10 protein-coding genes are annotated in these 10,612 nt (G+C 39.3%); 9 read left to right on the top strand and 1 reads right to left on the bottom strand.

What is annotated here, in order from left to right:
* Positions 1-374 precede the first annotated feature (374 nt).
* The 7 genes from L3V31_RS21415 to L3V31_RS21380 all read left to right on the top strand — a co-directional run bounded on the left by L3V31_RS21415 (position 375) and on the right by L3V31_RS21380 (position 6,275).
* Complete coding sequence (locus L3V31_RS21415; RefSeq protein WP_237319156.1) at positions 375-800, top strand: hypothetical protein; 426 nt, start codon at positions 375-377, stop codon at positions 798-800.
* Positions 801-941: 141 nt separating this feature from the next.
* Positions 942-1,613 (top strand): hypothetical protein, encoded by a 672-nt coding sequence (locus L3V31_RS21410; protein WP_237319154.1) that lies wholly within the window; start codon positions 942-944, stop codon positions 1,611-1,613.
* Positions 1,614-2,678: 1,065 nt separating this feature from the next.
* The gene (locus tag L3V31_RS21405) at positions 2,679-3,278 is read left to right on the top strand and encodes an SIS domain-containing protein (protein ID WP_237319152.1); all 600 of its coding nucleotides are present in this window, start codon (positions 2,679-2,681) and stop codon (positions 3,276-3,278) included.
* A gap of 141 nt (positions 3,279-3,419) precedes the next feature.
* The gene (locus tag L3V31_RS21400; RefSeq protein ID WP_237319149.1) at positions 3,420-3,989 is read left to right on the top strand and encodes a hypothetical protein; all 570 of its coding nucleotides are present in this window, start codon (positions 3,420-3,422) and stop codon (positions 3,987-3,989) included.
* Positions 3,990-4,133: 144 nt separating this feature from the next.
* Positions 4,134-4,589, top strand: coding sequence for a GNAT family N-acetyltransferase (locus tag L3V31_RS21395; protein WP_237319147.1), 456 nt, complete (start codon positions 4,134-4,136; stop codon positions 4,587-4,589).
* A 141-nt stretch (positions 4,590-4,730) separates the two neighbouring features.
* A complete protein-coding gene (locus tag L3V31_RS21390) occupies positions 4,731-5,108 on the top strand; it encodes a nuclear transport factor 2 family protein (RefSeq protein ID WP_237319145.1) in 378 nt (125 codons plus the stop codon).
* Between the two features lie 684 nt (positions 5,109-5,792).
* On the top strand, positions 5,793-6,275 hold the full coding sequence (locus L3V31_RS21380) for a DUF1456 family protein (RefSeq protein ID WP_237319143.1): 483 nt from the start codon (positions 5,793-5,795) through the stop codon (positions 6,273-6,275).
* 432 nt (positions 6,276-6,707) lie between these two features.
* Here L3V31_RS21380 and L3V31_RS21370 read toward each other — a convergent pair whose 3' ends face one another.
* Positions 6,708-7,583: a WYL domain-containing protein gene (locus tag L3V31_RS21370; protein WP_237319140.1), complete on the bottom strand. Its 876-nt coding sequence runs from the start codon at positions 7,581-7,583 to the stop codon at positions 6,708-6,710.
* 284 nt (positions 7,584-7,867) lie between these two features.
* Between L3V31_RS21370 and L3V31_RS21365 the strand changes: the two genes are divergently transcribed.
* On the top strand, positions 7,868-9,700 hold the full coding sequence (locus tag L3V31_RS21365) for an ATP-binding protein (RefSeq protein WP_267136058.1): 1,833 nt from the start codon (positions 7,868-7,870) through the stop codon (positions 9,698-9,700).
* The gene (locus tag L3V31_RS22065) at positions 9,661-10,491 is read left to right on the top strand and encodes an ATP-binding protein (protein ID WP_267136057.1); all 831 of its coding nucleotides are present in this window, start codon (positions 9,661-9,663) and stop codon (positions 10,489-10,491) included. Before L3V31_RS21365 ends, L3V31_RS22065 begins: the two co-directional genes overlap by 40 nt.
* Positions 10,492-10,612 lie beyond the last annotated feature (121 nt).

Genomic DNA, 10,612 nt, shown 5'->3' with positions numbered 1-10,612 from the left:
GATTTGAAGAACATTTTTAGCTAAGTCTATAGCAATAACATTGTTGGTTAGCATGTTGGAATCCTCAGGTTTTATCTCATCCCACTAAGTTTAGGTTGGCTGGGGAAGAGTGGATTCCATACATCAAATTAGAACGAATGACCATGCAAACCCTGATTATGCGAATTTGTCTTACCGAAAATTATCCGAAGGAGTCTAGAAATTAGCCTTTCTAAAATTATGTTCCATTTTGCGATCGAACCTTCCTTTTTTTATTAAGCTATTGATTATAAATAGATACCATATATTAAAGGCTGCATTATAGTGGGGTGAAAAACGGCTGTAAGCCCTATAGAAAGCGTTATGCGTTACTCCAACTTGAGAAGGTAGTACAAGTGGAAAGTAGAGTTATAAAATCAGTTCGGTATCTTGCATTGGGTATTCTTATCTATCCGTTTCTTTACATGATACTCAATTTTATTATCCCGGTTCTAATGGCGACTTTGGGCGAAGGTAGTAGCTCGTTGATTGAAATTCTTGAGTATTTCACCTGGTTTATAGTGCCTTTTTTTTCGGTGTTCTATTTGTTGGCTTTCCATCATTTTTCTCCAATTTTAGGTAAATGGCATCAACGGGTTGGGTATACTTTAGTTTTAATCGCTGTGCTAATCGAAATAGCAATGCCTTGGATGGACTCAGGTCTAGCATTTAAAACAGCATCTTTTCTATGTCAGCTTTTCGAGATAAGTATTTTAGTTAGTTGTATGTTCGTTTTTAGCAGTAAGTTAGGGTTAGATTCGGAGCTTGGAAGAAACGCATAACAAGGCATTTAAGACGCATTCCCAACGCTTGGTGTTTTCGGTTTGATTCGACTTAAGTGTTGACGGCACAATGGTTTAGGTTGGGTGGCAGGCGTTGCTCACCACTTAATGCGGCGTTAGGTTTGACTCGTTGGAGGGTTTATGAGCAAGTTCATTGGAACTATTTCTTTCGCAATAATATGTACATTCTTTTTTCTCGTTAGTGTCGCTGGTGAAAGTGGTCGTGCGGATACGATTATCAAGGAGCTATTCTCCAAACTAAAGAATGAAGACTTTTCAAGCGAATGTATCGAGATTGTTCGTATTGATGGTCAAAGTGTGGGTTCAAACTGCGAACAAGATATGTTTGTCTTTACTATTAGCTTGCTGAAACGATTTGAACTCTTTGGTGCTAGCAACTACTTCGTGTACTTAGAAAGAGAAAATTACTGGATTCCTTTTATCAATAATCATGGAATCAGAGTCAGCTTAAGCCTCTCAGAAGCTGAGCAAAGTAGTTTTTCAATTTTATCTAATGATCTCGATTACGTGACAGATCTATTTTTTGTAAAACGAACAGGTTTTAGGTGGGATATAGATAAAATAGTTATAAGCGACCCTAAGCTGGTAGAAATTTTCAATGAAACTCGGAAGCAAATTGACTTCAATAAATATGTTGTTCAGCTAGACTCCGGCTATCGGCTAAAAGAAATAGCTATACAAAATGGAGAGTTTACCGATATTGATAGATTATTATTGAAGTTCAGCATGGAAAAGCTGCTAAATGATCTAAATCTACAAAAACCTAACAAAGCATTTAAGAGTGATTCCTAACGCTTGGCATCTTTCATTCCATCTTTGAGTTTTGTGTTTATGGTGGTATGAGCAGGTTTTATGGTTGCGTTACTCACACCTTAATGCGGCGTTAGCTGTTTGATTCTGCTTTTGCGCATGAGGCTATTTTCTTGTTGCTTAAAATTCGTGTTGCACATCGAAAAGTTGGAGCGAGAGTTTCAAGTGTACTAGGAAAGTAACCTATCCTGTCGAAAGTCAAATTTTGCATAGAAAGTTGAAGTAATTAAAGGACTTCATAAGGTTAAACATGAAATATGTAATTGTATTCCTATTCGCCTATTTTGGGTCCAGGTTGATTTTTAGCTTATTCAATTTTAGCTACAACATCATTTCAGATCCTTTTGACCTGACGAGTTTTCTAATAGACATCGGTGTGTTTGTAATGCTTTGGATACTTGCAGAGCTGGGCTTTAAGAAGTTTGCTGGAAGACGTCAGGTAACAAACAGATAACAAGGCGTTTAAGGCAGATTCCCAACGCTTGGCGTTTTGCATTCAAAGCTGGGTTAAGTGTTTACGGTGTAAAGGTTTAGGTTAGGAGGTTGGCGTTGCTCACCACTTAAGCGGGCGTTATGTGCTACGAAGTTTTAAATACAATGGAGACTAATTTCTAATATGAATACTTTTCTTGAATATCTAAAACTAAGCTTATGGATTTTCCCTCCTTTTTTCTTTGTTATATCACTTTTGCATTTCCGGAAAAAATTAAACCTAATAGTGTCTATGGGTACTCAGCGAAAGGTCAGTTGATGATGGGAGTTGCTTTAACTTTTTGTGCAAGCTCTTTTTTATTTCCACAAAGCGGAGTTTCTATTGCTTTAATGCTTGGTTACTGTGTCATTTTAATTTGGGCGCTTAGGTTGGAAAAACGAGCAAAGCAAAGGTGGCAAAGTTCTCAGAATTAGCACATAACAAGGCATTTAAGACGGATTCGCAACGCTCGGTATTTTCAGTTTTAATTGATTTAAGTGTATACAGAACAATGGTAGGTCGGGTGGTAGGCATTGCTCACCACTTAACGCGGCGTTATACGAGCAGGAGGCTAAATGGAAATAATAGAACGTGTTAAGTATGTTTTGAGAGAGGAAGCGAAAGCAATCCAATCGGTGTCGGTTGATGGCTCTTATGAAGATGTGGTTAAACTGATTTCTAAATGCCCGAGTAAAATTGTTACAACGGGTATAGGAAAAGCAGGTCATATTGCTCATAAATTTTCTGCAACATTAAGCTCTACAGGAACCCCTTCAGTTTTTCTTCACCCAGCTGAGGCAGCACATGGTGACCTCGGAATAGTAAGCCCAAGCGATATATTAATCGCTTTTTCCACTAGCGGTAAATCACGTGAAGTTATTGAAATATTAGAGTTAGCACGTCATTTAGGTGTGACACATATTATTGGTGTGACTTCTCATCCAGACTCAGAATTAAGGCAGCATTGTGAGCATATATTGGATATGGGAGTTCATAAAGAGGCTTGTCCGCTTGATCTAACTCCTACAACCACAATTGCAGTTATGTTGGCTATTAGCGATACAATTGCTATCTCGGTAATGGAAGTTAATGGGTTTACTAAAGAGGAGTATGGATTGAGGCATCACGGTGGCTACTTAGGAAGAAAAGCTCGTACGGACAATCAACCAAATTAGCCTAACAAAGCATTCAAGAGTGACTCGCAACGCGCGACATTCTCAGTTTAAATTGAGTTTTGAGGTTCCGGCTGGTCAGATTGGGTGCGAAGGTATTGTTTTTTGCCCATTAGCAGGGCGTTATATTTCCTAAGGATGTTTATGAGAAAATTGGTACTATTTATCATAACCTTACTATTCGCTGGACTTGCTTTCGCGAATGAAGAGTTATTATGCAAAGATATTGATATTTCAACAATCGACACAGATTGGCAGGAAGCAGTCGTTAACCAATTGAATCTAAAAAGTGATAAAGTAAAAAAATGCACAATTGGCAACCATGAACTCATGTTTTCTCCACATCAAGATTCGCCTAATGTGTCCATAACAGCATTTGGGCGAACCATCTTAGTAAAAAAGCATGAAACGCACATTACTGACAATAATAGCAATATCATTTCATTGGGTGATAATGACCAAGATATGCTTTTTAATTCCTTGTTTTACAGTTCAAAAAATTGTTCTAACGACTCTTGCACTACCGTTTTAGACTATGATCTAGACGGAGATTTGGATTTTAAAACGGTTAAGATCAATGATGAACAGACAGCATTCATAAAAATCTCCGGAGTCTGGTACAAAAAATTCAGTAATCACCCCAATTTAACAGTTAGTGTGAATGGGGATGCAAAACCTATTGTTCGTTCTAAAAATGGTTTTGAATTCAAATGAAATATAACAAACGCTTTAAGACGGATTCGCAACGCTTGGCGGTTTTGGTTTGAATTGGGTTTTGTGTTTACGGCGCAATGGTTATGGTCAGGTGGCTCCGTTGCACACACACCTTAATGTAGCGTTATAACTTTTGAGGAAGTAATGAAATTTCGTGAAGCAAAAATTGAAGATTTAGATCAATTATCTAAGCTCTTTCATTCTTATCGTCAGCTATCAGTAAGTTTAGATAACTCCGCTCCCGAAAGCGAGTCTGCTGACTGGATCGAATCTAGATTAAAAGATGGAAGCGGCGTTTTTCTCTTAGCTACCGCTGATGAGCAAGTTTTGGGCTTTGCTACTTTGTATCAAGGTTTCAGCTCAATTTCACTTAACAAGTATTGGGTGTTGAATGACATATATGTTTCAAAGAGTGCAAGAGGATTAGGTCTTGGGCGAGCTTTAATGGAATATATTGAAGCGTATGCAAAAAGCACGAATGCGAAAGGTATTGAACTAGAAACGTCACTTGATAACGTTGTTGCCCAGTCACTCTACGAAGATTTAGGGTACTTGGAAAATACGCAATATAAAAGGTACTTCAAGAAGGCACAGTTATAACAAAGCGTTTCAGTCAGATTCGCAACGCTTGGCATTTGTGGTTTGAATCAGCTGGCACAATAGGTCAGACCCAGTGGCAACGTTACTCACCACTCAAGCGGCGTTAGCTGTCATCAAAGTTTTAGTTACAAGGTAAGTAATATGGAACAAGTTGAAATCGTAAAAAGTCTGTGGTCAAAATTTAGCTCTGGCGATTATGAAGGCACTAGATCGTTATTTAGCGATAACCTGAAAGTTATATGGCCTACAAGTCGCGAATACTATGAAAGTGTGGAAGAGTTTATTGCTGTCAATGAGGTTTTTGGTAAGGATTGGACGTTTGAAGTCAAGCATGCTGAAAGTACTGATTCGGACAAAGTCATAAGCGTTGTTTACGTAACGAGTCCGTCTTGGCCGAACAGCTTTTATGCTACAAGTGTGTTTACATTTTCGTCAAATCAAATAGATACAATGGAAACCTACTGGGCATTTGAGGATGGTCAACCTGAGTGGCGCAAGAATCTTAGCAAGGTGTACTAAACAGCTAACAAACGCTTTAAGAGGGGCTCCCAACGCTCGGCGGCTTTGGTTCAAATTGGCTAGTGTGTTTAAGGTGGTTATTTGGGAGGTTTGCAGCCACTTAGCTTAGCGCTATGTTTAGAGGGCAATATGAACAGATTTGAAGACCACCCTATTTTCGAAAATGTGGATAAGAGAACTCGTTATCGTACCATTCAACTAGCGATTACACGGTCGAAAATTTACAGACAACCGATAGTTATCCTAAAATTGGTGATCACATTTTTGCTTACATCACTGACTTTTTCGGTAATGTTCGGATCATTTTCATGGTCAGTTGTTATTGGTTCTGTTGTTCTTATAGGGATAAATCGTATTGTTTTATATCGTGACTTCGAACGTTACGTAAAACCACTCCTAAATGAGTGTTTGTATGATGTTCGTCGCTTTCCGAATGTGCGCAAATAAACATAACAAAAACTTCGAACCGACAGCCAATGCGTGGCACTTTTGGTTTGCAGTTATTTTAATGTTTAAGGAGGCATGCGGAAGCTTCTGTATTGCGTTGCTCACATCTTAATAGAGCGTTATGATTTTCTCACAAATAGGTTCAATTTGTAGGGAGTTGACCGCAAATCTGATAAAATCCAAGTCTTCCAGTAATCACGTTGATAGCACTGGATTTACCTAAGACTAGGAACTATTTTGACCAATAATGATATTTTACGCCGTGTACGTTATACATTCGATTTAAAAGACAGTGTCATCACTGAAATCTTCTCTTTAGCAGACTTAAATGTTACAGATGAACAAGTCTCTAGTTGGCTGAAAAAAGAAGACGACGAATCTTTTGTCGCACTTAACGACACAGAGTTGGCAGTATTTCTAAACGGTTTTATCAATTTTAAACGTGGTAAACGTGAAGGTGAGCAGCCTAAGCCAGAAGAGAAGTTAAGTAATAATATCGTATTTCAAAAGTTACGCATTGCTATGAACTTGAAAGCCGAAGATATTCTCGAGATTCTACAACTTGTAGATTTTCGTTTAAGCAAACATGAACTGAGCGCATTTTTCCGTAAGCCTGAGAATAAACATTACAGAGAATGTAAAGACCAAGTTCTTCGAAACTTCTTGCTAGGTCTTCAGCATCAGTTTCGACCAAGCGGTGATGAGTCTGAATCATACTAACGGTTCAAGAGTGATTCGTAACGCGTGGCATTTTTACCATGCGTTACGTTTACTGTTTAAGTTGGCATGACTTAATAAGTTTTGCTCTAGAGTTGTATCAAATTACCGGAATAATTATTCCTGGTGAAATTCCTGATCATAACGAGCATTCTGGTGATCACAGATAACTAAGATGGAAACTTGTCAGCCATCTAAATCAACGATCTGGAATACTCTTTAAAAATAACCAAGTTGGAAACTCCACCGCTTAATGGCAAATGAAGCCAGCAGGTTTGGTTAACTAAGTTGGAAACTCTCTCTTCAATAGAATTCTCTCGTTTAGAGTGATTGTTCAGTTCGTAAAACCCGAACCGTACTTTGCGAACCGAAAATTTGTAATGAATCAGCAGCTTGTTTGTGTAAACAACTCAATATGCTCAGGGCTCACTTACCTCAAGCTTTATCATCTTTGTTCGGTATAAATCCAGGTACTAGGGCTCGAATAGAGTCAACATGCTCTAGCTCGTGTCTATTCATCAACTGCAAGTTGAAGGCATGCGGCGGCAAAGAAGCATTAGGCGTGCAGTCTACGTGGAGGTCATTGAGCACGTAACCAGCTAACGCTTCGTTGGTTGTAATGTTTCGCACGTATTGACCCTCCATACCAAGATCAATAGCTAGGTCATTTCTATTTTCATGCTTAGAGTGCGGTGCAACACTTAGGACAACGTCACGGTTCCAGAGAGTATCGTCCTCTATAGTCTTGTCGTATGAGCAGTCAGTTTGCTGAGCCCTAAGAATTCGACTGATTCTAAAGCACAGGAATTTACGTCTTTTACTGTCCCAAGCACGGATGTGCCAAGCCCCAAGTCCTTTGAATAGAGAATGAGGCGTCAGAGTTCTAGTCTCGGTGCTAGTTGAGGAACTATACAGGACAGAAATACAGTGCTTATTCAGAATTGACCTTGTGACTTGAGAGACGATATCAATAGATAGTGAATCCAACACCGTCGCAAAGCTGCTTACACCATAAGTTGTTACTGGAATGGAGTTAAGCTCCTGACCCCATGCTATTAACCTCAGAGCTGCTTCTGGGTCATGCTCAAAAGCTGGGCTAAACGATGCTGACCTCATGTATGCTCGCAAGCTTTCGTTGAAAACCGTGTTGTCGGGAAAACGTTCTTTGTAAGCATTAAAAGAACGGCTTGCTGTAGCAACGGCAATATCACCGTGCTGAATAAGGTCGGAGCGATTCACTTTCCCAAAGAAGCAGAGATAGAAATCGATAAGCCTTAGTCGTTTGGTTTGCGGAGATTCGACACAACGCACAATGATTACCCTTATCAAAATGAACTGTACTAATTTACTCTAACGAATCATTTGATTCCAGTGTAATATGACACTAGTTGATTCTTTGACCGCTAGTAGACACGATACACTTGGCTCTTTTGGGTGTTGAGGCATTTCTATATTAAACGCAGCCTCTTAACTCTGGTGGAAGTTGGAAGCACAAATAATGGACTTACTTAGTGGCAGCCGAGTCAGTAAGTTTGTTGTAGATCATTCACTAACCGAGGGGTTGAGAATATCTCTGCCGCACTGTGATGAAAGAAATGAATAAATCTGAAACAAAAAGCTCTAAACTACTAGGGATCGTACTTTTCCACTCATTTATCCCTGGGAAACTATTCAAGGTCAAGGCTATCGGGCATAGCAACAATACGGGTGATAACGGAGCTGGTAAATCCACTTTGTTAAGCTTACTTCCAGCGTTCTATGGAGCCGATCCGAGTAAGCTGGTGGATAGACAAGCGGATAAAGTTTCCTTTGTTGATTACTACTTGCCCACCCCAAAATCTGTCATCGTGTTCGAATATGAAAAGCTTGGTGAGAGAAAGTGTTCTGTAATGTATCGAAATGGCTCCAGTGTCGCTTATAGGTTTTTGACAGGAACCGCTGAACAATTGTTTTCTCAGCATTTGTACGACGAGCTAATTAAGCAAGGAAGTGAAACTCGAACATGGCTTAAAAACCTTGTGTCTCAGTCAATGTCAGTAAGTTCGCAAATTGAAACTAGTGTCGATTACCGTTCAGTAATTTTAAACAATAAAAAGCGTTTGGCCCAAAGACGTAGTGCGGGTAAAAACTTAGTAGCAATCGCCCATGAGTACTCGTTGTGTTCTGCGAGCCATAACATGAATCATATCGACATTTTGACGGCGACAATGATGCGTCACAAGAAGATGTTGAGCCGTTTTAAGACGATGATTGTGGACTGTTTCTTGAACAATACATCGATGGACGATGTTCCATATAAGAAAGAGTATATCAACCTAGCAAATAGCCTAGATGTGTTTGTTCAACTAGACACTAAAAAGAGCAAGTTCGATGAAGCAGTTGCAAGTAAAGACAGCCTTGATGAGTACATCAAGCAACTAAACTCCTATCGAGCTCAAATCGCTTCTTATCTCCGTCAACTGGCATTAAATGACACTCAGTTGTCAGACAAAATTCGTTCGCAGAAAGAGTTGCACGGCTTCCTAGTTAGTGAGAGGAAAGATAGACTTCAAAAGTTTGATGCTGAGTTAAGCATCCATCGGACTGAGTTTGAAAGGAAGTCCAAAGTAGTTGATGATATTTACAATAAGCGTGACAAGTACGAGAACGAGGATGATATTTTAGGGAAAATCACGCTTTACAATAGTTTAAGTGACTTGCTGAAGGAAGCGGAATCTGCAAAGAAACATTACGACAACTTACTGGAAGACGTAGAAACAGAAGAAAGTACGTTTAACAGTCAAGTGCAAAAACTGGAACTTGAATGTGCTGATTTCCGCTCCCGTAAGCAACAAGAAATCAATAGAATACTTAAAACTAAGGAAGAGATACTCGAGCAAAAGACCGACCGTTTAGAGGCGATGCAGAATGACCTCAACCTTCAAAAGAAAAAGTTGCAAGATGAGTTCGATGACCAGTCTGAAAAGATAAGACAAGAACAATTCCGACTTGCAATTCTAGAAGGGCAATCTTTAGAGTTCACACCAGAACAAAAAGGCGAATTACGTAGTCTGGAAAGTGATCTTGAGAGTAAGCGTGAAAAACTTAACGCTTCTCAAAATGCAGTAATTCATTTGAATGAGCAACTACGTCAGGCAGAGAAAAATCATGAGAGCAGTCTTTCTACTTACCACGCATGTACTAGCGAATTAAAAGAAATTTCAGATGAAATAGCTTCTGTTAGTCGTGCATTATTGCCAGCAAAAGGTTCGCTCAACGAGTACCTAGATCAAAAAGTGCCTGATTGGCGCGGCAATATAGGCAAAGTAATCACTCCTAGTTTGTTAAATGCGAAAAACTTGAAACCATTTTCGACCCAGAAGCTACGGAGTCGATTTTTGGTCTCCATTTGGATCTGGATTCAATCGCACTTCCTGATTTCTGTCTGAGTGAAGAGAAGCTATCAGAGCGATTAGAGACTCTAAAAATCAAGGAGTCAGAAGTAGAAGTTCGGCAAGGTAAAGCGAAGAGCAGAGCCAAAAGTGATGAGCAAGAAGCAGATAAGCTTCACAAAGAAATAAAAATTCAAAGTCAAAGAACAAAAGTCTTTGAGGAAGAACTGAGCAAGCTCAATCTCTTAAAAGATCAAAAAACAGTCCAGTTTGAAAGTGATGCTGAAAGTCGTACATCTGAAGTTAAGAAACAGAAAAGCGTACTAGAGTCTGAACTTTTTACCATCAAGTCTGAGCTGAAAGAAAAACTTGAAAACGAAGAACAGCGCCATCAACAAGAGCGTGTTCAGGTGAAAGCTAACTTCGACTATCGCTTGTCAGAAGAGGACGCGAAAAAAAGTGCTATTGATGAGCTGATCAAAAATAAAGAAAAGATAACTTCAGACAGAGTTAGTGACTACAAGTTAGCGTTCAACCAAGCCTTGATGAGTAAAGGAGTAGATCCAGTCAGTATCGAAAGAGCCAAGTCGAAGTGGGAATCTTTCGAACGCCAATGTGAGGAAATAAAAACATTTCAAGCTTTAATTCACGACTATGACACTTGGCTAGAATCAGAATGGAAATATATTGATAGCTACAATTCTGAAATTTTGGTTTTAGATCGACAGATCAAGGGAGGTGAAGCGAAGAGAGACGACTATGAGAAGTCGGTAAACAAAAGAATTGATGAAATATCGTCTTCAATCAAATTAGATGAAGAAGATCTCATTACAGTCAAGGAGTGTTAAATTGCATCCAAAACTGATCCACTTCACCCCCTGATTTGCACTGAAAACTGATCCACATAATCTAACCTAATTCCTGCTGAGTCTGCGCAGGAGAATGTGGAGTGATTGACGTGTCATTATT

Origin of the sequence: Vibrio sp. J1-1 (genome assembly GCF_021728395.1) — a bacterium.
Classification (GTDB): domain Bacteria; phylum Pseudomonadota; class Gammaproteobacteria; order Enterobacterales; family Vibrionaceae; genus Vibrio.
This window is presented reverse-complemented; position numbering and strand designations above follow the sequence as displayed.